Below are 22,717 nucleotides of genomic sequence, written 5' to 3' on the forward strand. Positions count from 1 at the left end.
ATGTTCACAAACTACTATTCTTCGTGAACGCAATCGTCACATTTGTTATGGTATGCTTCGTGTTGCTCATCAATTTCTTTCCCACAGTGCGCACAAGTTTTCGTCGGTAAATTTCTGAAAAACTCCATTGGTTGATCGATCATGTCAATCCCTCCATTTCCATTTCTTACTATCATTGTATTAGTACAAAAAATAAAAGTCAACAACTGTTTTATAACAAAATTGAAAATTAATGAAAAAGTTTAGGAAATGGATTATAGTTAACAATGTAGGATGTAAGTAAAAAACTTTCTCAAGTACGGAGAAAAACTGCATTCCTACTCGGTTTTAGAAAGGATGGATACATATGAAAATGACTGTTGTCGGCTTTTGGGGCGGCTTTCCAGAAGCGGGAGAAGCAACGTCGGGGTATTTGTTTGAACACGATGGTTTTCGTTTACTTGTAGACTGTGGTAGTGGTGTACTAGCACAGCTTCAAAAATATATAACACCATCTGATATAGATGCAGTTGTACTGTCACACTATCATCACGATCATGTTGCGGACATTGGGGTATTGCAATATGCGAGATTAATTACGAGTGCGACAACAAGGCAACTACCGGAATTACCAATATACGGTCATACGTTTGACGAGAATGGATTCCATTCTTTAACACATGAACCACATACGAAAGGAATCGCGTACAATCCAGAAGAAACACTTCAAGTTGGACCGTTCTCGATTTCGTTCTTAAAAACTGTTCATCCTGTTACATGCTTTGCGATGCGTATTACAGCTGGAGATGATGCTGTAGTATACAGCGCTGATTCAAGTTATATTCCTGAATTCATTCCATTCACAAAAGATGCTGATCTTTTCATTTGTGAGTGTAATATGTATGCACATCAAGAGGTTGCAAAAGCAGGGCATATGAATAGTACAGAAGTAGCAAGTATTGCAAAACATGCGAATGTAAAAGAACTTTTATTAACGCACTTACCGCATACAGGCAACCCATCTGATTTAGTAACAGAAGCAAAACAAATTTTCAGTGGCCATATTACGCTAGCGCATAGTGGCTACGTATGGAACTCATGAGGTGATATGATGTTATTTATTGATAATAAAGGAATTACAGACCCTAGAATAAACTTAGCGATTGAAGAATATTGTGTGAAAAATTTAGATATTAACGAAACATATTTACTGTTCTACATTAACGAACCTTCGATTATCATTGGTAAAAACCAAAACACAGTAGAAGAAATTAATGCAGATTACGTAAAAGAAAAAGGTATTCATGTCGTTCGTCGTCTATCAGGCGGAGGTGCAGTATATCATGATTTAGGAAACTTAAACTTCAGTTTTATTACGAAAGATGATGGAGATAGTTTCAGCAACTTCAAAAAATTCACAGAGCCTGTAACGAAAGCGCTTGGTAAATTAGGTGTAAATGCAGAACTAAGTGGTCGTAACGACATTTTAGCTGAAGGTAGAAAAATTTCAGGTAACGCGCAGTTCTCAACGAAAGGTCGTATGTTCAGCCACGGTACGTTACTATTTGACTCTGAAATCGATCACGTCGTATCAGCGTTAAAAGTAAAAATGGATAAGATTCAATCAAAAGGTATTAAATCAATCCGTAGCCGCGTTGCGAACATTACAGAGTTTCTAAACGAAGAAATGACGACAGAAGAGTTTAGACAACTGCTTCTAGAAACAATTTTCGAAGGAGAAACAGAAATCCCAACGTACGAATTAACAGAAAATGATTGGAAAGAGATCCACAAACTTTCTGAAGAACGTTACCAAAATTGGGATTGGAACTACGGAAAATCACCGAAGTTCAACTTACAACATTCACACCGCTTCCCAGTTGGACAAGTTGATGTGCGTCTTGAAGTGAAAAAAGGAACAGTAACAGAATGTAAAATTTACGGGGACTTCTTTGGTTCACTAGATGTTCATGATATTGAAGAGCGTCTAACAGGCATTCAGTTCGATAAAGATGCATTCACTGCAGCTTTAGAAGGCGTAGATATCGCACGCTACTTCGGTAACATTACAACAGAAGATTTCTTACATTTATTCTTCTAAAAATGAGGGAGGCTGCCATAAAGGCAGCCTCTTTCTTTTTGTAGTTTTGTCGATATAATTCCATTTACCACAAAATGTATACTTACAGGACATCTGCCTCTTATAAAGGAATATATATATGAAAAGGAGGCGGATCGATATGAAAAGGGTCATACACATTGTAATATTGCTCGGATTCGTCATTGGGATTGCAGCGTGTAACAGTGAAACTTCCTCAAGTCGTACCCTTTTATCTATTGGAAAGCCAGCGCGGGATAATGTTATATATTTTACGCATACAGATAACAAACGAAAGATACAGGATATACAGGACAGGTTTCAAAATAAGGAATGGGAAAGAAATGAAACATTCAGCACTGTTAATAAAACGCCAGATGTCGTCTTATCAATAGATGAAGACAATACAGGGTTACCGACATTATATGTTACGGTGTATTTTCATGCAGATGGAGCGGACGCGATCAACTTGTTTGGAGAGCATACAACGTTAAATAAAGAGGAACTTAATAAACTTAGAGAAAAGATGAATGCATATTATCCTAAAATGATTTCTGGTCTAGTTTCATAAATTACTTGCGAATAAAATCCCCTTATTTTTCCAAAGTAAACTAAGAGAAGGTGATCTGTCTATATGCAGTTAATAGAATATCACTTGCTACTTTAATTTTCTTTTAATATAATTAATTTAGAATTTTTAAATATTCTAAATTTTATAAAGGTGGGGTTTTTGTGAATCTCGTTCAATCTTTGGCTGAAACGGCAAAAAAGAAGGGGGATAAACCGGCTTATATATTTATGGATCAGTCGGTCTCATATGACCAATTAAACAAAATGGTCACAAGGTTTTCTAGCAATTTAGCAGAAATGGGCATTGGAAAAGGGGACAATGTCGCATTAGTTGTTGGGAACTCACCACATTTTTTGGTCGGTTTATACGGAACAATGAAAGCTGGAGCAACTGTTATTCCAGTTAATCCAATTTATACAGCAGACGAAATGCATTACATTTTACAAAATGGAGATGTAAAAACAATCATCGTACTCGACGTCCTTCTACCTGTTATACAATCTCTTACAACAAGACTTCCTTCATTAGAAAACATCATCATATGCGAAACCTCATCAGATTTTAACCATACAGAAACCGAAAAAATGAAAACGTTTACTAGTTTTGTGGGGGCTGGAGACTTACAATACGAAGGCCCTGAACTAGATGAAGAAGATGTAGCGGTTATCCTATACACTTCAGGTACAACTGGAAAACCAAAAGGCGCTATGTTAACACATAAAAATTTATATAGTAATGCGAATGATGTTGCGTCTTATTTACAATTTACTGCTGACGATCGCGTCGTTGCGGCACTGCCAATGTTCCATGTGTTCTGTTTAACAGTTGCGGTAAATGCACCGATTGTGAACGGGGCAACAATTTTAATGTTACCGAAATTTAGTCCGAAAGAAGTATTCCGTATTTGTCGCACGTACGAACCAACGATTTTTGCTGGCGTACCGACGATGTACAATTATTTATATTTATTTGAAGAAGCAAGCGCAGAAGATGTGAAGACGCTTCGTCTTTGTATTTCTGGTGGTGCATCGATGCCTGTTGCTCTTCTGCAAAACTTTGAAAAACGTTTTAATGTTATTGTTTCAGAGGGATACGGTTTATCAGAAGCATCACCAGTTACTTGTTTCAATCCGCTAGATCGTCCTCGTAAACCAGGATCAATTGGCACAAATATTTGGCATGTAGAAAATAAAATTGTAAATGAACTTGGGGAAGAAGTACCTGTCGGCGCAGTCGGCGAATTAATCGTTCGTGGACCTAACGTTATGAAAGGATACTATAATGCACCAGAAGATACAGCTGCGACATTGAAAGACGGCTGGCTATATACAGGTGACTTAGCGAAAATGGATGAAGAAGGTTACTTCTATATCGTTGATCGTAAAAAAGATATCGTTTTAGTTGGCGGTTATAACGTATACCCTCGTGAAGTAGAAGAAGTATTATATACGCACGAATCAGTAGCGGAAGTTGTTGTAATCGGTGTTCCTGATGAAAACTTAGGAGAAGCAGTGCGAGCTTACGTCGTTCTGAAACAAACGAACGTAACAGAAGAAGAACTAATGCATTACTGTACGTTACATTTAGCGAAATATAAAGTGCCGAAAAGCATTGAGTTTTTAATAGAATTACCGAAGAATACGACTGGTAAGTTGTTAAGAAGAGCATTGAGAGAGAAAGCGATGCAAGTGTAAAAATGAGGCAACCATCTTTGAAGGTGGTTGCCTCATTTTTTTGTGCATTGATTAAGCTGTGGTGCCATATATTTAAAGCTTCATATGACCAACAAGGAGGAGATATACATAGAACAGAAGGGATTAACGCTTACGGCGAGTGCAATATCTTATTTGTGAAATTATGGATGAACTCTGAAAATGATAAGAACGGTAATTTTAATCAAAATGGAGTAATGAACCGTGAATCAATGGCTACGGTGTTAGTAAATGCATATAAATTAGAATGGAATGGAAATAGTAAGTTACCAAAAGAATTTGCTGATTTGAAAAATCATTGGGCTCGAAGTATGCCAATATTTTAGCTTAGTAAGAAAATCCAAATTCCAAGTTGACACATATGAATTACAGAATTAAAATGAAAAGAAATCGAATACAATACATTAGAAGCTAATCAGATAAACTGAAGGCGCACAATGTTCACGTTTGTGAATATATTGTGTGCCTTTTTCTATTGTATAAACTAGGGGGGCTTAACGATGAAAAAGTGGGGTAAGACAGCGTTTATGAAAAGTACAGGTGTTTTATTATCAGCAGTTGTACTTTTATCAGGGTGTGGTTCGGCAACATCCACTAGTAATTCTGAAGGAAGTGGAGATAAACAAACAGTTGAGCTTTTAAATGTTTCGTATGATCCAACGAGGGAGTTATATCAAGATTTCAATAAAGATTTTGCGAAGTATTGGAAAGAGAAGCATGGGCAAACAGTAAATGTAAAACAATCACACGGGGGATCTGGAAGTCAAGCGCGCTCTGTTATTGATGGCTTAGAAGCAGACGTTGTTACACTAGCACTTGCTTATGATATTGATGCGATTAGTAAGAAAAAACAATTAGCAGAAGATTGGCAGAAGCGACTTGCGAATAATTCCACTCCGTACACGTCAACAATTGTATTTCTTGTTCGAAAAGGAAACCCGAAAGGAATTAAAGACTGGGATGATTTAACGAAAAAAGATGTGTCTGTCATTACACCAAATCCAAAAACATCAGGCGGAGCACGTTGGAACTATTTAGCGGCGTGGGGATACGCATTGAAAAAATATAATAATAGTGAAGATAAGGCGAAAGAGTTTGTTAGCCAAATTTATAAAAACGTAGAAGTATTAGATTCAGGAGCGCGCGGAGCAACGACAACATTTGTTGAAAAAGGAATTGGTGACGTATTAATCGCATGGGAAAATGAAGCGTTATTATCTCAAAAAGAGCTTGGAAAAGATAAATTTGAAATTGTAACCCCTTCTATTAGTGTACTTGCAGAACCACCAGTAGCGGTTGTAGATAAAGTCGTTGATAAAAAAGGAACGAAAAAAGTAGCAGAAGGGTATCTTGAATATTTGTACTCAGAAAAAGGACAGGAAATTGCGGCGAAAAACTTTTATCGTCCGCGCAATGAAAAAGTAGCAGAAAAATATGCATCCCAATTTCCGAAAGTTCAATTATTTACAGTAGATGAACTATTTGGTGGCTGGAAAAAAGCACAAGAAAAACACTTTAATGACGGCGGCGTATTCGATAAAATTTATCAAAAATAATGCACTGCTAAAGGGGGATGAGGTGAAAGAGGATGAGGAAGAAGCGTGTTTTACCAGGGTTTGGATTATCGCTTGGATTTACAATGTTGTACATGAGTTTATTCGTACTTATACCACTTTCTATCGTATTTATTCAAACTTCACAGTTAGGTTGGAAGAAGTTCGCTGGGGTTATAACGAACGAGCGTGTGTTGCATTCCTATCAAGTTAGTTTTACAACTTCATTTGCAGCTGCTATTGTAAATGCCATTTTCGGTTTATTAATAGCTTGGGTGCTCGTACGCTACAAATTTCCAGGGAAACGACTATTAGACGGACTCATTGATTTACCGTTTGCACTTCCGACAGCTGTAGCTGGTATTACACTTACAACGCTTTATGCGGAAAATGGATGGATTGGGAAAATATTTAGTCTGTTTCACATAAAAGTAGCTTTTACACCACTCGGAATTATCGTTGCGCTTACTTTTATCGGTTTACCATTTGTCGTTCGAATGGTGCAACCAGTGCTGCAAAATATTGATAAAGAAGTAGAAGAGGCAGCTTCGAGTTTAGGTGCATCCCGCTTGCAAATATTTGTGAAAATCATTTTACCAGAGATCTTTCCCGCTCTTCTTGCAGGTTTTTCACTCGCATTTGCAAGAGCATTAGGAGAATACGGATCTGTCGTTTTCATCGCAGGTAATATGCCGATGAAAACAGAAATTGCACCACTGATGATTATGACGAAACTAGAACAATATGATTATGCGGGGGCAACAGCTGTAGCGACCGTGATGCTTATTATTTCTCTCCTTTTCCTTCTTCTTATTAATATGATTCAAAGCTGGAGTAGAAGGCATGAACTAAAAAGTGAATAGGAGGAGAGAAGATGGAACCAACAGTATTAGAAAAGAAAATAGTAAAAAGCGTATCAGCTAAAAAAGAATCTAAGCTTGTACCAGGCATATTAATTACGATTACAGTTTTATTTTTATCTCTCTTTCTATTACTGCCACTCATAACTATTTTTCTAAAAGCCTTTGAAAGAGGGATGGATGTATACATTGCCGCTATTACAGATCAAGAAGCATTTTCAGCAATTAGATTAACGCTTCTCGTTGCGTTAATCGTTGTGCCGCTTAATACGATATTTGGGGTAGCGGCCGCATGGCTTATTACAAAGTTTCAGTTTAAAGGAAAACAAGTATTACTCTCTCTTATTGAACTGCCGTTTGCTGTGTCACCAGTTATCGCAGGATTAGTATTCGTTTTACTTTTCACACCGAGGGGTGCTCTTGGCGAATGGTTACTTGAACATGGAGTGAAACTCATTTTCTCTGTACCAGGCATTATTATCGCAACAATCTTTGTAACCTTCCCGTTCGTTGCACGTGAATTAATTCCCATTATGCAGGCGCAAGGGAAAAGTGAAGAAGAGGCAGCTTTATCACTTGGCGCAAGTGGCTGGAAAATGTTTTGGCGCGTTACGCTTCCAAATATAAAATGGGGGCTTTTATACGGCATGATTCTATGTAATGCCCGTGCTATCGGTGAGTTTGGAGCCGTTTCTGTCGTATCAGGTCACGTGCGTGGCATTACAAACACGATGCCGCTTCATATTGAAATTTTGTACAATGAATATCAATTTTCAGCAGCATTTGCAGTAGCGACGTTAATGTCATTAATTGCAGTGTTTACACTCGTTATAAAAAACTGGATTGAATGGCGAATGGAAAAACGACAATAAGAGGGGGATTACGGTGAGTATTCAAATTCAAGGTGTATCAAAGCAATATGGTACATTTCAAGCACTAACAGACATTCATTTGGATATTCCAAAAGGTGAACTTGTTGCCTTATTAGGCCCGTCAGGTTCTGGGAAAACGACGTTATTACGCATTATTGCAGGATTAGAAGAAGCGGATGGAGGCTCTATTTCATTTGATGGGGAAGATCTAACAGACATTCACGTGAAAAACAGGCAAGTCGGTTTCGTCTTCCAGCACTATGCGCTCTTTAAGCATATGAATGTATTTGAGAATGTCGCTTTCGGTTTAAAAGTAAGAAAGAAAAGCTTAAGACCGTCAGCAGAAGCGATAGAAGAAAAGGTAACAGAATTATTAAAGCTCGTAAAAATGGATGGCTTTGCTAAACGTTATCCAGCGCAATTATCTGGTGGACAACGTCAACGTATTGCACTAGCCCGGGCACTTGCAGTCGAACCGAAAATTTTATTACTTGATGAACCGTTCGGTGCACTCGATGCGAAGGTGAGAAAAGAATTACGCAGATGGCTCCGAAAATTACATGACGAATTTCAAATTACGAGCGTATTCGTAACACATGATCAAGAAGAAGCGTTAGACGTTGCAGACCGCATCGTTGTAATGAATGAAGGCTGCATTGAACAAATGGGAACACCGGAAGAAGTATATGAAAACCCAGCAAGTCCGTTTGTATATGACTTTTTAGGAAATGTAAATTTATTTCACGGCCGCGTTCATAAAGGAAAGCTAAATGTAGGATCGATCGAACTAGAAGCACCAGAGCATAAGCACGTTTCCAACGTAGACGGAATAGCCTACGTAAGGCCGCATGACTTATCAATCTCTCGTACGAAACAAAGCGTAGATGCAATCCCGGCAAAAGTATCTTATTCTCACGCAGTCGGACCTGTCGTATATGTAGAATTAAAACGAGATGGAACAGATGAGTACTTAGAAGCAGAAATAAGTAAAGAACAGTTCAAGCATCTCAGCATTCAAGCGGGTGATTTCGTATACGTACAGCCGAAAGAAGTGAAAGTGTTTATTCCGGAGGATTTTGTGATTTAAGAGCGTTAACATTAATTAGAATTAACAATGAAAAACGACTATATTAACAACTTATTAATAACAGAAGGGTGTCTCAAAATATATCTTTTGAGCACCTTTTTTTGTTTGCTGTGATAGCGTAGTCTTATATGAAATATGGTTGAAGGTTTGACGCAGATTCAATCTCTTTCATGGGATAATTCTTTTTTGTTAAATTAGGTTGTGAATACTGATTTTTGGAATGATTTTCTTGTTAATCCATTATTTAATCATAATAAATTAGGTAGATATTACACTTTGTTAATTATTAATCCGTATAATTTGATATTATAATTCATTTTGTCGAATTATGTAATAATAACAAGTTAATTGTTGAAAAAAATTCGTAATTGGTATCTTTTTTGAAAATCTTACATTTTTTCAATTGAGTTTTATTCTAAAATTCATTAGATTCGTTATTGTATAAAATTAACCGATGCGAATCAGGGGTGAATGTATGGAAAAGAAGCAAGTTAAGAAGAAATGGTATAGGTACGTAATCCAACTTATCGTAGTTGCATTAATTGTTACTTCCATACCACTGAATGGATTGGCGGAAACAGCACCACCGTTTACACCATCTCCAAATTCAGAACAAAGTCCGGAAGTGGAAAAGAAAGAGGAAATCGAGCTACCGGATCCACATCCAGATCAATTAAAGAAGAACAAAGCTAGAGTGCAGGCGAGTCCGACTGAGATTGTAGAAGAAAGAACAGAGACAGAGAAAGTTTTTGACAATAATGATGGTACGTATACAAAAAGGGTATATACGGAACCAATTCATATTGAAAAGAATGGAAAGTTAGAAGAGGTTTCACCGAAATTAGTAGAAGCACCTAACGCAAAAATTGTAACGGAAAATACAACATTAGAACCAGAATTCGAGAAAACAGCACAAGATGGAAAGTACGTTCAATTCAAAGTAAAAAATCATAATATTCAGTACAAATTAATAAGTGCAAATGGTGAAAAAGGTGAAGTGAAGCCAGCACCGGTCACTGCGACACATGAAAATAATAAAGTATGGTATAAAGGGATCTTCCCAAATATTGATTTAAAGAGCACGACGTTTAACGAAAATGTAAAAGAAGATTTTGTATTACGTGAATATACAGGACATCATATTTTTACATTTGCATTAGAAACAGATTTAACACCGAGCTTACAGGAAGATGGTTCAATCGACTTCCAAAATGAGAAAAAAGAAAAAGTCTTCACATTACCGAAGCCGTATATGAATGATTCAAATGTGGATCAACAATCAGGTGAGGCTGTAACGTCAGATGCGGTTCGTTACAATATTGAGAAGACAGCTGAAAAAACATTTACATTAACTGTTACTGCAGACCCGCAGTGGTTACAGGCACCAGAGCGGAAATATCCAGTATATGTAGATCCTTCTGTTGAACTAGGTAACTTTGAAAATGCATACGCTGCAAGCGCCTATCCAACTGTCAATTATTCAGGAGGAAAACTGTGGGATTCAGGTCAAAATGCGTATACGTTAAAAGTTGGGTATTATGATGGATCAACTGGAACAAACTTTGCATTTGTTAAACCGAATGTTTCAAATTTAAAAGGTGCAAAGATTGAAGGTGCAACATTCCACGCCTATGCAGCTTGGCATTATTATGGAAATCAACCGAATGGTGTTTGGTTAGATGAAGTAACAGGTGGATGGAATGTTGGTGGAGTGAACTGGAATAATAAACCAGGTTCTAATAACATTGCACAAACTGATGTGGGACGCGGAAAATGGGCCCAGTTCAATGTAACGAATACAGTGAAAGCATGGGTAGATGGCGCGAGACCAAACAACGGTTTTAAGCTACATGCAAATGGAAACGGGCAAAGCCATTGGAAAAAGTTTATTGCAGCTGAAAATGGAGAAAATGCACCGTACTTGGAAGTGAAATATTCCTACGCAAAACCGAATAAGCCAAGAGTACAAGCTTATTCAAATGGGAGTGGGAGTGGTTCAGGTCACTTCAATCTACAATGGGATGCAGTTCCAGGAGCAACAGGTTATAATATTGCCATTTTTAATGGATATGATTATGAATATATTCCTGTTGGGAATGTGACAAGCTGGACGACGAAAGATAAAAAAATATTCCCGACGCCAGAAGAAATTGCACAAGGGCGTTACTGGATACATGATGATGGAAAAGGTGCAGAAGCGCCTACTAACCCAGGACAAATATATAAAAATGCTTACGAGTCAGGAGGTCCGTACGGGGATTATAGCGGAAGAAGTAGCTACTGGATTCGTATTGTAGCAGAGTATCCGTTTGGGGATAGTCCACTTTCAGATGAAATAGTTCCATTTATTCCATTAGAACAAGTGAAAAAGCCAGATGGATCGGCCTACATTAATGCGACAGATAAAGAAACAGGATATGTCACATTAAAGTGGGATGCAGTTCCAGCGGCTGCAGGCTATAAAGTTTGGATTTATAACGGAAAAGATTACGAAGCGTTCGACGTAGGAAATAAAACAAATTGGACAACGCAAAATGAGAAAATTTGGCCAACGAAAGATGAAATTGCAAAGGGTCAATATTTACTTCATCATGATAAAAAAGGTGCAGAATTAGCAGTTGATCCATCACCTGTGTATAAAAATTCTGGCGGAATTTATGCTGGCTTTAAAAATTATTGGTTCCGTGTAACAGCGTATAGTAAAGCCGGACATGCTGAAAGTGAAATTTCGCATGAGTTTGTACCTAAATTTGCTCAAGACTTTGGGTTTATAGGGATGTTTGATTATTGGGCATCAGTTCCGGTACTAAATGGTAAAGTAAATGCTACAAATGGTAACTTTATCATGAGTGAAAAAGATATTACGTTATCAGGGCGCGGACCGGATGTATCAGTAGAAAGAACGTATAATAGCCAAAGTAAAAAAGTAGGTTTATTTGGTACAGGTTGGTCTAGTGGATTAGAAGAAAGAATTTTGGCTGAAGGAAATGGAAACTTACTATTAATTTCTGCCGATGGCGCAAATATTACTTTTACTAGAACGGGAGATAATACGTATCAAGCCCCTACTGGTATATATTTAGAAATTAAACAAGTATCAGGCGGATATGAAATAAAAGATAAAGACCAAACGGTTACTTTCTATAAATCTGGAGATGCACAAGGTCGTATCCAGTATACAAAAGATAAATACGGAAATACGACGACATATGAGTATGATGGTGAATCACGTTTATCAAAAGTGAAAAATGCTTCTGGTAAAGAGTTAGTCGTACAATATGATGGAAATAATAAAAAAGCAGCAAGAGTAATCGGCCCAGATAGCAAGACGATTACATTTAAATATGATGGAGATTTACTCGTTTCTTCTACAACACCAGAAGGAAAAGTATATAAATACGGATATGATAATGGATTACTAACATCTATTTATGATCCGCAACATACAGATGCCAAACCATATAAAACATCATATGCATACGAGAATAATAGGTTAGTAAAAGTAACGGACCCATTAGGGAAAGCTACGACATTAACATATAATACAGATGCGAAAGAAGTTACGTTAACGAATCCTAAAGGGCGTAAAACTGTTTATACGTATAACGATGCTGGAAACCCAGTCAAAACAGTTGAAGATTCTGGGCGTCTAAATTTAACAACAACGTATGAATATAATGCAAATAACCTAGTAAAAACAACAACTCCTAAAAATCAAACAGAAACAGCGACCTATGATGGTAATGGGAATGTAACTTCTGTTACTGATGAAATGGGAACAGAAAAGTTTGAGTACAATAAAGACAACGGGCTTATAAAAGCGACAGATAACGAAAATCGTGAAACAACAGTTGCTTATAAGGCTGCAAATACAGAAGTATCTGAAACAGACCAAGCAGCAAATACATCATCTTTCATGCAGTATGATCAGTTTGGAAATCCAATTGCGACAACTAGAGAGCTGGGAACAGGAGAAAACCTGATTCAAAATCCAAGCTTTGAAATGAACGGTACGGAAAAATGGGTACCAGTAAATGTGAATAATTCCGGATCTATTACAAAAGATGCAACACCAGCACCAGGTGGTCTGGGCGGAGAATCATCACTTAAAATTTCAACAAAAGCAACGAATAATGATTGGGGCTATATTGCTGCAATTCAAGAAGTAACGTTAGAACCAAATACAACGTATACGTTAAGTGGTATGATGAAAACGGATTTAGCCAATGGTGCTGCTTTCTTCAATGTACAGTTATTAAATGAAAACGGTGCTGGTGTAGATGGTGGATGGCATGATACTCGTCACAATAAAGTTCAAGGAACGAGGGATTGGGTTAACCGTCAAGTTACTTTTAAAACAACAGAACAAACGAGAAAAGTACAAATCTATTTACAAGTAGAAAATGGCGGTTCTGCTACGAGTGGTTCTGTCTGGTTTGATAAGATTCAACTAGAAAAAGGTGAAGTTTCTTCTAGCTTTAACCCAATTGAAAATAGTAGTTTAGAAAATATGGCGGGAAATGGCTGTATGCCAGGTTGGATTCGAGGAGATGGAACAAGTTGTGATCCGAAAGATGTTTCTCAGCAAGAGAGCTTTACGGGACATTCATCTATTGTATTAGAGCGTAGCCAATATGGTGGTTCAGATGTAGGATATGGCAAGCATATCACTATAAATCAGAAAAAAGCAGAACCAATTACGCTAACAGGAATGTCTAAATCAGTAAATGTAGAAAATACTGCACCAGACAAACTCTCTCGAGATTACTCTATTTGGGCGGATGTACATTATCAAGATGGTAGTGGGGAAAATTTCCAAGCGAAATTCCCAAGTGGGACAAATGATTGGAATCGTAGTGCGGTTGTAATCCCTGCCACTAAACCAATTAAACGTATGGAAGTTTATCTGCTCTTTAGAAGAGAGAATAAAGGAAAAGTTTGGTTTGATGATATACGCCTATTAGAAGGAAACGCTCTTATAAAAAATGAGTACGACAACGATGGAAATGTTGTTGCTGCGTATGATGAAGAAGGACAGAAAAACACCTTCACATATGATACATCAGGAAATAAAAAGAGCGAGACAGATGAAAAAGGAAATACCAAACTATATGATTACAATAAAGATAATCTATTAACGAAGGTTACTTTGAAAAATGGTACCTCTGTAAATTATCGTTATGATCATAATGGAAATACAACAGAGAAATCTGTCATGTTTGGCGGGAAGACACAGACACACAAATATGAATATGATGTAGATAATAAAAACACGGTGTATATCGATGCGTTAAACCGTCGTATTGAAAATATGTACGATGAAAATGCAAACAAGATTAAAACAACAATGCCAAACGGCTCTATTTTAGAATCTGTATATGATACAGCAGATCGCGTCGTTGGTGAAAAGCGCAACGGAAAAGATTCATTTACATTCGAACGTGACCAAAATGGACAAGTTACGAAAGTAAAAGACCATGTCAACGGGGGAGAACGCACGAAAACATACGACAAGGCAGACCGTGTCACAAGTACAGCAGATAGCCGTGGCGGGAAAATTGACTGGGCATATCACGACAAAGCAAACAGTAAGACAGAAAAGTTAAAAGAACAAACAGTAACGCAAGGTGGATACACAAATAAAGTATCGTATGACTACAACACGCTAGATCAAAACATTCGTGTGACAGACGGTTCTCAAACGTATCGCTTTGATTATGACGATCAAGGAAATGTTCGTACGTATACAGCCGGAAATGGTTCAGGTTCTACCTTTAACTATGACCATGCGAATAAAATTAAAGATTTAGTAGTAGGTACATCGAGTGGTATTATTCTATCGGAACGATATGAATATGACCAAGCGGGTAACCGTACTACAATTAAACATGAGTCTCCAACAACTGGAAGAATAACGCAGACTCAATATGAATATGATGCGAATAATCAGCTGACGAAAGAAGTGTTCCCATTATTAAGGGGAACAAAAACATACACATATGATGGTTTTGGTAACCGTACATCTGTAACAACAAAGAGATTTAACAAAACGACAACAATTGAAGCGCAATTTAACGAGGGGAATCAGCTTGTTAAATTCGGAGAGGAATATCTGACGTATGATGCGAATGGTAATCGTACATCAGACGGAAAGTACAAGTATACATGGAATGAACATGACCAAATTATAGCTATCACAAAACAAGGTGAGAGTGATGCATTCGCAACGTATAAATATGATGAAAATAATCGCCGCATTGAAAAGAATATAAATGGTCAAGTAACACGTTATTTCTATGATGGAGATAGCATTAATCCGTTATATGAGACAGATGGTAGTGGAAATGTACTTCGTCAATATGTATACTCAACAAGTGGCGCGCGTCTAGCAATGAAGTCAAAAGGACAAACGTTATACTATCACTATAACCCTCGTGGTGATGTCGTTGCGATGACAGATCAAAATAGAGAAGTTGTAGCAACATATGAGTACGATTCGTGGGGTAACGTATTAAAGAGCGACACGAAAGGTATCGCAGCAGATAATCCATTTGGATATGCGGGATACATGTATGATAAAGAAATTGGGATGTATTACTTAATTGCGAGATACTATAATCCAGAGCATGGTGTGTTCTTATCGGTGGATCCTGATCCAGGTGATGAAGATGATCCGGTTACAATGAATGGGTATACGTATGCGGATAATAATCCGGTGATGAAAGTGGATCCAGATGGACATTTCCCTCTACCTTGGTGGGCTGTTTCTGGATTGGTAGGTGGCGCTGTTAACGGAGGTTCATATCTCATAGCTTATTATAAAAAGCACAAAACATTAAAAGGTATAAACAAATGGGAGTTAGCTAAAACCACAGGTCGCGGTGTTATTGGAGGAGTTATTGGTGGAACAGGTGGTAGATTAGCGTACGTTGCTGGATTAGGAAGAAAGAGTAAAGCATTCCTTAGTCTACATACAGGGGTTGCTGGGTATGCAGTAGCAAATTCTAGTAGGGATTATAGTGGAAAAGGTCTAGCAAGAGATCTTGCGTATTCTATGACTGGAAATAAAGGTTATATGGCACTAAATTATGCAACTACTTATCATGAAAACAGTTCTAAGAAAAAAAAGGTCCCAAAGAAAAAAACATCTCAAAAAAATCAAAGTTCAAAAAAAAGAAAAAAATAGTTTGGTTTTAAATAGGATTATGGTTCAAATGTTATCAGTTACAGAAGTAGAAAAATTATTTGCAAGTATACTAGATTGATAGTATGGGGGATTTTTTTCGTATAGTTCAACTTGCTAAAAATTTCAATATATAGAAAGGAGATGCTTAATTATAGTGGATTTTATTGTTGATGTATTTATTTTTGTAATGGGTATTCTTTTTATATGGGGAGGATTTAAAATAGATAAAGAGAGTTATAAAGAAAATCGTACGTTTATGGCACTCTTTAGTTTCACAGGCGCATTTTCAATCCTTCTAACTATAAGTTATTATTTATTTAGAGCCTTTATGATAGGAGTAGGTATTGTATTCTTGTATTTATTATTTACTGGGGGATTTGCGTAAAAAACGTGTAGTCTAGAAAAATATAGTTATGCGAGTATAATGCAGAGAAAGTGCATCCAACAATTCGGATGCACTTTTTATGTGTTTTTCCTCATCAATTCCTGAATCGTTGTTTTGGTTGTAGTGTATACAAATATGATGCGTGGAGGAACATATTAAAAAATGACGCAAAAGGTATCGCAACAGGTATCGCAACAGGTAATTCATTTGAATATACGGGATACATGTATGATAAAGAGATTGGAATGAAAATATATTTTGATTTAATGGATAAGGCCCTTTAAAAAATAAAAATAAAGTAGGAGAGATATATGGAAGATATGTTTTTTATGGTATTGTGTTTTTTTATAGCTTGTGGAATTGTAATTTTTGGAATTATAATAGATAAAGAAACTTTTAAAAAGCAGCGTGTTAACTCACTGTTATTTTCTTTATTAACACCATTCCCAATTGTATTGTCTTTCAGTTTTTATTTATTTAAGATATTTTCAATTGGTGTAGGAGCAGCTATATTATATTCGATTTTTTATGATGTATATAGTTATTTTAGATTATAATTTATTATAAGTTAGTGTGTAAGTATTTGAGAGACTCAGAAGAGAATAATTATTGATGATAATATAAGGATTTAAAAAGAAAGAAGAGTTTAAAGAGGCTCTTCTTTCTTTTTGGTTCGTGATTCAATGAATTAAATTTCAAATGAAATCTTACCAAACGAAACAAGTAAATCATACACATATGATGGACTTGGAAACCGTACATCTGTAACAACAAAGAGACTTAACAAAACGACAACAATTGAAGCACAATTTAACGAGGGGAATCAGCTTGTCAAATTCGGAAATGAATCATACACGTATGATGCGAATGGCAATCGTACATCAGATGGAAAGTACAAGTATACATGGAATGAAGATGACCAACTTGTAGCTATCACAAAGCAAGGTGAGAGCAATGCATTTGTGACTTATAAATACGATGAGAATAATCGTCGTATTGAAAAGAGTGTGAATGGTCAAGTAACACGCTACTTCTATTTTAAAGAGTGTATCAAAGAATTATTTATTTTTATAAATTAAATGGTTCAGAATTATTATTCGGATGATGAAAAAGAAGTATTATTATAAAATGCTAGAGAGACGCTTTTTATTAATTTAATTTATTTGAGTTCAATTATATTATGTGGAATAGGAGTGAGAATTTTGTTCCAAACAATAATTTACGATAAAGCTAAATATCATTATGAAGGAGATTTCCCACAAGAATTACCGATGGAGCAAGCATTTGTACATACTGGAATGTTCTTAGGTTGGGTTATTGATAATAATTTATTTAGTGATGAATTTTTAGAAGAGACCGAAGAGGAAATTAATAAATTTAAGCTTAGAAAAATGACTGGAACTCAAGTTTATATGTTCTGGGATGGGGTTTTAAGCGATGACATGTTAGATGATGAAGGGAATCAATTTGCAATAGATTATTTTGATTTTGAAAAAGGTTTATATTTAGATGATTATGATGATGTATTTTTAGAGTGTGATACATTATATCAAGTGCAAGATACTTGGGAAAATTACTTTAAATTAAAAGAAGTGATCGATATTAGGTATACAGAATGGAAAAAACTTAAAAATAACGGGTAAAGAGGACTTTAAGTAATGGAATATTTTTTGTTCCAAATGAAGGTTTATTATATGCTGTAGAAAAGGGGAGAAATAATGAAATTCCCAAAAGATGAAGATGGACAAGTGTTAAATATGTTATACAAGCAAGGGATAGATTTTAATAAAAAACATATACTAGATTTCTTTATTGCAATTCCTGATCAAGGTAATGGAGAAAAAATAATTGGCAGACTACAAGCGCTGGGCTTAAATGGTGAATTAGATTATAATGAAGAATTTGAAGATTGGACATGTACTTGTTCTAAAGAAATGTTCTTAATTTATGAGGATATCGTAGAGATGCAAAAGGAATTGAATAAACTGGGTGAAGAGTTTGGTGGATATACAGATGGTTGGGGTGCATTTGTATAATGTTGAATTTATTTATCGTGATAAAATAAATTAGACGGAGTAAAGAAACTATTTATGGAAAGAAGGGCTTGTATAAGTTCTTCTTTCTTTGTATATATTAAGATATCTTAGTGGTAGAAAGGTATATGATATGTGGGCGGGGGGCTACCGGTAAAAGCCCGATTGGTAAGGACTAATTAAAGTTTCACTTTATATAGGTTTTGAGAGAGTAAGATATAAGATATATTGTTTGTAGTGGAGATCTTGAATGAAGGGAGCGTGTGATAATTGGCAATGACGGATGAACAATTCGAGAATTATCTTGTTATGTGTTATGACAAATTAGAAAGTAAACAGCAAAAATTCATTTCGGATTATAATATCTATAACTTTGATGAGTATTGGTATGATCAAGATCGATGTATATTACAGGTTAAAAAAAATGGTCAAGTGTTACTTGAATTTAGTGTTGTTTTTATAGGGTCTTGGTCTGGAAAGAGTAACAGTTGGATGTGGTCTTGGGCTAATGAGAATGTGGCTGATTATGCAAGAAGTAAGTCTAACTGTTTGAAAGATTTACAAAACATTACAGGAAGTGAGGTTTTTATAAATCCACTTTTTGAATGCGATCAAGAAATGGCGTATGAGCTAGCAGCTTTTTCTATTGAATATTTAGATGCAGAAGGAATGTATATGGCACCAGGTGAGAGAAGTGATGTATTTATGGCTGTTATGTCACCGCGTGCATTGTGAGTAGAGGATATTAAAAATATAGATAAGGTAGAATGAAAAAGGAGTACAGTTTAATAAATTAATAAAAGGTATTATAGTGACCGAATACCATGGTGATAAATGTAAGGGGGATTATATTGCTTGAAGTAAAGTTTTACGATTGGAAAAAAAAACGTCCTAAAAAACATTATTTGCTTGTACATGAAATTAGAATTTTTGAGCTAATTTTCTCAAAGAAAGTTAGCGAGTTTGAGATGGGATTAAGAGAGATTGAAAAAGTAACTGTCTTTTGTTTAGCTAACGAAAACACTGATATTTCATATGAAGTGAATAGAGCTTCGGGTGAAATTCGTATATATGTTCCATATGATTTTATGGACTTTTTAGCATTAAATTTAGTTGAAGAGAAATACAAAGAGTTTTGCAAATTAGTACGCCAATATGTTGTCCCTGGACTTGAAGAAAACTCTACTCTTTCATCATCTGTTGTTAAAGGGTATATAGAGGAATCTTTAGATGAAATTGTGAAGCAAAACTATGAAGGAATATTTTTAGTTGGAAAGACACCTAAGAAAAGTCCAAGCCGTAAGAAGATAGCGATATTAAAAGGAATTCATCGTGTTAAAGGTTTCCAGCTACGATGTGAAGTGTATGATGAAAAGGGATTAAAGATTCGAGATCAACTATTGGTGGAAGAGGTAGGTAACGAAATGGTATATTCTAGATTCTTAGGGACATTAAAATGGGAAAGTGAAAATTTAATAGTAGTCAATTCTAAATCCAGTAGTTGGAAAGAAGAAATCTATCTTTAATAACAAGATAGCATTTTATAAAAAAGAATGTTTTTGTGTTGAAGAGATCGAGGATTTTACTTGTATTTGAAAGGAGTAATAATATGGATATTTATGAGTTGGCTAATGGTGTAGATTCAAAAGAAAAATTAGTAGAATTCCTATTTTATTTTCAAAAAGATTTCAAAGAAAATAAAGATGAGTGGGAGAATATAACATTAGAAGATTATTTAGAATCAAAGGAAGCATGGCTAAATGATTGTGATGGTGCTTTTCAAAATAAAGGTAAAGAGATGCCTAAAAATATATCATGGAATTTCATAGCGACGGTATTACTCGCGGGATCTTATTATGAATAAGTAAAAAAACGAAGAGTCTAAATAGTCCCTTCGTTTTTTTACTTATTTTTTCTCTACTAACTTTTTATTCTTCCAATCTAGTGTAAATGATTTATTAAATGTTTTTTGATCAACGTCTTTTACGTTGTTTCCAACCCAGTTTGCAGTTCCGAATGTGAAGCCTGGACGAAGTTGGTAGTCATCGGCGTGTTTTGTATAAGCGACTTGTAAGTTAGATTGATCTGTATTTTTTTCAGAGATAACAACAGCAATCATACCAGGAGAGAAACCGCTATTTGTTAATGCTGGAAGTTGATCCATCGGTATTAAATTACCTTTTGCATCAGATTCATATAAGTATGTGCGAGAGTACATGAAAAGTTGGTTTCCATATAAAGAATGATAGGAGTCACGTGTGTAAATACCCCAGTTTTGATTGTTATATCCGTTAAAGAATACGTTCCACTTTACGTTTTTGTTTGTTTGGTCAATTAAATTTGTTTTATAACTAGTTTGTTTATAGCTTACAGAGTCAGACCAAGTGACTTGACCAGTTGCACCAGCTTCACCGCTAGGGCCATTAGGCGTTACAGAAGCTTTAACAGAGCCACCAAGTTGATAAGATACGCTAGATGTTACAGTCGTTTCTTCTACAGCATTTGTAGGTGCTACGTTAAAGAAACGAGCGCTGTTATCTTGAAGGTTAAATGCAACATCATATTGTGAAGGATAACGTAATGTTGCACTAGCACCAGGGATTGGGTAGTTATCAATAGGTGCATCACTTATAGTAGGATTTGCTTTTAGAAAACTACCAGTTGTATTAATAACGGCAATCTGTTTATCAGCGCTTGGGTCATCGATAAAAGTTACCTTTAAAGACATTGTCATATTATCAGCTTGATCATTATTAAATGTATTATAGCTCGTATGTGTTTTTGCGTTTTGTCCGATATCTGTTACAACTTGTGATGTTGTTTGAGCATAAGCAGCAGGTGTTGAAAGAGTTACAGCGCTACTAGCAAAAACAGCGGATAATGCTAAACATTTTAAATATGTTTTAGAACGTTTCATACAATCACTTCCTTTTATCTTTGTCGATATATGTCGTATTTCATTCATATCGTAACATAAAAATAAAACGGAATAGATGTATATGCATAATTGCATAGATGAGTTTTGAAGGATAAAGATAATAGAATTTCATCCAACACTTAAGACTCTAAAATGCCCATTACAGCCGTTCCTAAAAATTTTAAGACGATATGTTTACCAATGTTTTTATTGGGAAGATTGAAGTGCTTAATATTTACGTTATAAGTGCATAACAAGTTATAATAGAAGAAATCAATAAGGAGGCTGGCTGTGAAGAATCTTCGTTATCTCAATATATTTACCATATTAATTATATACACACTACTTATGTTTTACATCGGCTGGAACGGATGGGTTTGGCTTCATGCGGTATTTGGCTGGAAATCTTGGGGATATTATGCTTTCATAGTCGCATTTATTTCATATGCGTACATTCTCGTGCAAGTGTTTAAGTTTCTGCCATTTCTGCGAACGATAGGTTCGATTTGGTTTGCGGTTATACAATATGCACTTATGTTGTTGCCATTAGCTGATATTATGGTCTTTCTTTTACAGTTTTCAGTGGAGAAAGAAGCAGCAATTATTTGGACAGGGGCGGCTGTGATAGCTGCATTTATCTTTATCTTTGCGTACGGAGTATTTAATGCGTATAGTCCGGTAGTAAGAAAGTACGAAGTGCACATACCGAAAAAAGTAGAGGGGCGTAAAAGTTTACGCATTGCGATGGCTTCTGATATGCATTTCGGTAAACTGTCTGGCGTTTCACATTTAAAAAGACTTGTTCGTCATGTAAATGAGATGGAACCTGATATTATTTTGCTGCCAGGTGATATTATCGATGATCATCCAGGTGTGTTCATTCAAAAGAATATGGGACCAATCATGAAACAAATGAAAGCACCATTAGGTGTATATGGCGTATTAGGAAACCATGAATACTACGGCAGAGCGGTTCCAGAGTTTTTACAAGAGATGGATAAGATTGATATTCGTATTCTTTTAGATGAAGTAATCACCATTGAAGATGATTTCTATCTCGTTGGAAGAAGAGATAAAACAGAGCGAGATCGCCAAAGCTTTGAAAAACTTATGAGTACAGTGGTTAAATCCATGCCAGTTATCGCAATGGATCATCAGCCATTTGAGTTGAAACAGGCAGCGGATGCTGGTGTAGACTTATTGTTATCCGGTCATACGCACCGCGGACAAATGGCGCCCAATCATATTGTAACGAGAAGAATGTACGAGCTAGACTGGGGATACGCACAAAAAGGCGCGTTCCACGCAATTGTTTCTTCTGGATTTGGATTTTGGGGACCACCGCTTAGACTTGGTAGTAGGTCGGAGATTGTGCAGGTAGAAGTTACGTTTGAATAAGGTTAAATAAAAGGGATTATACATATTAATCATGTATAATCCCTTTTATTTTTTATTTCTCAATCG

20 protein-coding genes and 2 pseudogenes are annotated in these 22,717 nt (G+C 36.0%); 19 read left to right on the top strand and 3 right to left on the bottom strand.

What is annotated here, in order from left to right:
• Positions 1 to 14: 14 nt before the first annotated feature.
• The gene (yhfH, locus tag MRP26_RS10080) at positions 15 to 143 is read right to left on the bottom strand and encodes a protein YhfH (protein ID WP_000567010.1); all 129 of its coding nucleotides are present in this window, start codon (positions 141 to 143) and stop codon (positions 15 to 17) included.
• Positions 144 to 346: 203 nt separating this feature from the next.
• Between yhfH and MRP26_RS10085 the strand changes: the two genes are divergently transcribed.
• The 18 genes and pseudogenes from MRP26_RS10085 to MRP26_RS10165 all read left to right on the top strand — a co-directional run bounded on the left by MRP26_RS10085 (position 347) and on the right by MRP26_RS10165 (position 20,200).
• Positions 347 to 1,081: an MBL fold metallo-hydrolase gene (locus MRP26_RS10085; protein WP_197242068.1), complete on the top strand. Its 735-nt coding sequence runs from the start codon at positions 347 to 349 to the stop codon at positions 1,079 to 1,081.
• A gap of 9 nt (positions 1,082 to 1,090) precedes the next feature.
• On the top strand, positions 1,091 to 2,080 hold the full coding sequence (gene lplA / locus MRP26_RS10090; RefSeq protein WP_029442085.1) for a lipoate--protein ligase: 990 nt from the start codon (positions 1,091 to 1,093) through the stop codon (positions 2,078 to 2,080).
• 139 nt (positions 2,081 to 2,219) lie between these two features.
• A complete protein-coding gene (locus tag MRP26_RS10095; protein ID WP_064532842.1) occupies positions 2,220 to 2,648 on the top strand; it encodes a hypothetical protein in 429 nt (142 codons plus the stop codon).
• A 161-nt stretch (positions 2,649 to 2,809) separates the two neighbouring features.
• Entirely contained in the window at positions 2,810 to 4,342 is a 1,533-nt protein-coding gene (locus tag MRP26_RS10100; protein WP_053565058.1) for a fatty acid--CoA ligase family protein, read from the top strand.
• A gap of 167 nt (positions 4,343 to 4,509) precedes the next feature.
• Positions 4,510 to 4,686, top strand: a complete 177-nt coding sequence (locus tag MRP26_RS30895; RefSeq protein WP_002195255.1) for a hypothetical protein — start codon at positions 4,510 to 4,512, stop codon at positions 4,684 to 4,686.
• Between the two features lie 174 nt (positions 4,687 to 4,860).
• On the top strand, positions 4,861 to 5,916 hold the full coding sequence (locus MRP26_RS10110; protein ID WP_098679054.1) for a sulfate ABC transporter substrate-binding protein: 1,056 nt from the start codon (positions 4,861 to 4,863) through the stop codon (positions 5,914 to 5,916).
• Positions 5,917 to 5,948: 32 nt separating this feature from the next.
• Positions 5,949 to 6,776: a sulfate ABC transporter permease subunit CysT gene (gene cysT / locus MRP26_RS10115; RefSeq protein ID WP_001227879.1), complete on the top strand. Its 828-nt coding sequence runs from the start codon at positions 5,949 to 5,951 to the stop codon at positions 6,774 to 6,776.
• An 11-nt stretch (positions 6,777 to 6,787) separates the two neighbouring features.
• Positions 6,788 to 7,645, top strand: a complete 858-nt coding sequence (gene cysW, locus MRP26_RS10120) for a sulfate ABC transporter permease subunit CysW (protein ID WP_000433860.1) — start codon at positions 6,788 to 6,790, stop codon at positions 7,643 to 7,645.
• Positions 7,646 to 7,658: 13 nt separating this feature from the next.
• Complete coding sequence (locus MRP26_RS10125) at positions 7,659 to 8,732, top strand: sulfate/molybdate ABC transporter ATP-binding protein (RefSeq protein WP_098251299.1); 1,074 nt, start codon at positions 7,659 to 7,661, stop codon at positions 8,730 to 8,732.
• Positions 8,733 to 9,207: 475 nt separating this feature from the next.
• The gene (locus MRP26_RS10130; RefSeq protein WP_241754039.1) at positions 9,208 to 15,918 is read left to right on the top strand and encodes a DNRLRE domain-containing protein; all 6,711 of its coding nucleotides are present in this window, start codon (positions 9,208 to 9,210) and stop codon (positions 15,916 to 15,918) included.
• A 154-nt stretch (positions 15,919 to 16,072) separates the two neighbouring features.
• On the top strand, positions 16,073 to 16,303 hold the full coding sequence (locus MRP26_RS10135) for a hypothetical protein (RefSeq protein WP_242806133.1): 231 nt from the start codon (positions 16,073 to 16,075) through the stop codon (positions 16,301 to 16,303).
• Between the two features lie 311 nt (positions 16,304 to 16,614).
• Entirely contained in the window at positions 16,615 to 16,860 is a 246-nt protein-coding gene (locus MRP26_RS10140; RefSeq protein ID WP_197242069.1) for a protoheme IX farnesyltransferase, read from the top strand.
• A 141-nt stretch (positions 16,861 to 17,001) separates the two neighbouring features.
• Positions 17,002 to 17,367 (top strand): annotated as a pseudogene (locus MRP26_RS31025) (type IV secretion protein Rhs); the annotation flags it as partial.
• Positions 17,368 to 17,505: 138 nt separating this feature from the next.
• On the top strand, positions 17,506 to 17,946 hold the full coding sequence (locus tag MRP26_RS10145) for a DUF7832 domain-containing protein (RefSeq protein ID WP_088022527.1): 441 nt from the start codon (positions 17,506 to 17,508) through the stop codon (positions 17,944 to 17,946).
• 75 nt (positions 17,947 to 18,021) lie between these two features.
• Entirely contained in the window at positions 18,022 to 18,339 is a 318-nt protein-coding gene (locus MRP26_RS10150) for a ribonuclease E inhibitor RraB (protein ID WP_197242070.1), read from the top strand.
• A gap of 267 nt (positions 18,340 to 18,606) precedes the next feature.
• Positions 18,607 to 19,071, top strand: a complete 465-nt coding sequence (locus tag MRP26_RS10155) for a DUF6882 domain-containing protein (RefSeq protein ID WP_197242071.1) — start codon at positions 18,607 to 18,609, stop codon at positions 19,069 to 19,071.
• Between the two features lie 116 nt (positions 19,072 to 19,187).
• Positions 19,188 to 19,862: a hypothetical protein gene (locus MRP26_RS10160; RefSeq protein WP_197242072.1), complete on the top strand. Its 675-nt coding sequence runs from the start codon at positions 19,188 to 19,190 to the stop codon at positions 19,860 to 19,862.
• Between the two features lie 83 nt (positions 19,863 to 19,945).
• Positions 19,946 to 20,200: a DUF7660 family protein gene (locus tag MRP26_RS10165; protein WP_197242073.1), complete on the top strand. Its 255-nt coding sequence runs from the start codon at positions 19,946 to 19,948 to the stop codon at positions 20,198 to 20,200.
• Positions 20,201 to 20,242: 42 nt separating this feature from the next.
• Here the strand turns inward: MRP26_RS10165 and cytK2 are convergent, their stop codons facing one another.
• Both cytK2 and MRP26_RS30900 read right to left on the bottom strand, forming a co-directional pair.
• Positions 20,243 to 21,253, bottom strand: coding sequence for a beta-channel forming cytolysin CytK2 (gene cytK2, locus MRP26_RS10170; RefSeq protein ID WP_000830628.1), 1,011 nt, complete (start codon positions 21,251 to 21,253; stop codon positions 20,243 to 20,245).
• Positions 21,254 to 21,396: 143 nt separating this feature from the next.
• A pseudogene (locus MRP26_RS30900) lies at positions 21,397 to 21,510 on the bottom strand (TetR family transcriptional regulator); the annotation flags it as partial.
• A gap of 34 nt (positions 21,511 to 21,544) precedes the next feature.
• Between MRP26_RS30900 and MRP26_RS10180 the strand changes: the two are divergent.
• Complete coding sequence (locus MRP26_RS10180) at positions 21,545 to 22,651, top strand: metallophosphoesterase (protein ID WP_242806134.1); 1,107 nt, start codon at positions 21,545 to 21,547, stop codon at positions 22,649 to 22,651.
• Positions 22,652 to 22,717: the final 66 nt, after the last annotated feature.

It is taken from the genome of Bacillus sp. CCB-MMP212 (assembly GCF_022748145.1).
Lineage (GTDB): Bacteria > Bacillota > Bacilli > Bacillales > Bacillaceae_G > Bacillus_A > Bacillus_A cereus.

Coding starts and splice junctions, on each gene's coding strand:
- yhfH (WP_000567010.1), bottom strand. CDS start 143: ATGATCGATCAACCAATGGAGTTTTTCAGAAATTTACCGACGAAAACT.
- MRP26_RS10085 (WP_197242068.1), top strand. CDS start 347: ATGAAAATGACTGTTGTCGGCTTTTGGGGCGGCTTTCCAGAAGCGGGA.
- lplA (WP_029442085.1), top strand. CDS start 1,091: ATGTTATTTATTGATAATAAAGGAATTACAGACCCTAGAATAAACTTA.
- MRP26_RS10095 (WP_064532842.1), top strand. CDS start 2,220: ATGAAAAGGGTCATACACATTGTAATATTGCTCGGATTCGTCATTGGG.
- MRP26_RS30895 (WP_002195255.1), top strand. CDS start 4,510: ATGAACTCTGAAAATGATAAGAACGGTAATTTTAATCAAAATGGAGTA.
- MRP26_RS10110 (WP_098679054.1), top strand. CDS start 4,861: ATGAAAAAGTGGGGTAAGACAGCGTTTATGAAAAGTACAGGTGTTTTA.
- cysT (WP_001227879.1), top strand. CDS start 5,949: ATGAGGAAGAAGCGTGTTTTACCAGGGTTTGGATTATCGCTTGGATTT.
- cysW (WP_000433860.1), top strand. CDS start 6,788: ATGGAACCAACAGTATTAGAAAAGAAAATAGTAAAAAGCGTATCAGCT.
- MRP26_RS10130 (WP_241754039.1), top strand. CDS start 9,208: ATGGAAAAGAAGCAAGTTAAGAAGAAATGGTATAGGTACGTAATCCAA.
- MRP26_RS10140 (WP_197242069.1), top strand. CDS start 16,615: ATGGAAGATATGTTTTTTATGGTATTGTGTTTTTTTATAGCTTGTGGA.
- MRP26_RS10150 (WP_197242070.1), top strand. CDS start 18,022: ATGAAATTCCCAAAAGATGAAGATGGACAAGTGTTAAATATGTTATAC.
- MRP26_RS10165 (WP_197242073.1), top strand. CDS start 19,946: ATGGATATTTATGAGTTGGCTAATGGTGTAGATTCAAAAGAAAAATTA.
- cytK2 (WP_000830628.1), bottom strand. CDS start 21,253: ATGAAACGTTCTAAAACATATTTAAAATGTTTAGCATTATCCGCTGTT.